Below are 616 nucleotides of genomic sequence, written 5' to 3' on the forward strand. Positions count from 1 at the left end.
CATAACGCTCTGCTAAGTGGCGCTGACGATTAACTTTACCAAACACACATAACTTCAAGCCAAAACCGCCAGACGTTACGCGTCCACTTGAGCAGCTTGTTAGCCGCACATTGCCCAACGAAAGTACGGTCTTTGACCATCCATTCGCTCAACACCTGCACCCAACCTTTTGTAGAAGTCATGAGCTTTTTTATTATGGGGACTTGCGGTCCACGAAATGTGCGAAGCAAAGGATGCTTCAGCTTGTGACTTTAAAGCGTGCATGAGTTCATAACCGAAACCTTTTTACCTGTGCTCTCCTACAACTAAAAGATCATCAAGCCAGATTGATGGCTCACCGCTAAATGAGGAGTACCTATAATGGAACAGAGCAAAACCTAAAACTTCACTGTGCATCTCCAATAATAAAGCATGTGCAAATGGAGTATCATTAAATAGCGTTTTTTCGATTTTCTCTACAGTCGTTGAGATTTCTCCGCTAAAGCCTTTCATACGTCGGTCAAACTCAGCTTTTTGTTCAATAAGCCCTAGCAATATACTTGAATCTTTCTTCGTCGCAGTCCTTACGATCACTATCTTCTCCATAGCTGAAATTATTGGTTGTCGGCTAACGCCC

1 pseudogene is annotated in these 616 nt (G+C 43.2%); it reads right to left on the bottom strand.

The window, feature by feature from the left end:
* Positions 1-99: 99 nt before the first annotated feature.
* A pseudogene (locus MD535_RS25790) lies at positions 100-585 on the bottom strand (GNAT family N-acetyltransferase).
* Positions 586-616 lie beyond the last annotated feature (31 nt).

This window comes from Vibrio qingdaonensis (assembly GCF_026191675.1).
Classification (GTDB): Bacteria; Pseudomonadota; Gammaproteobacteria; order Enterobacterales; family Vibrionaceae; genus Vibrio; species Vibrio qingdaonensis.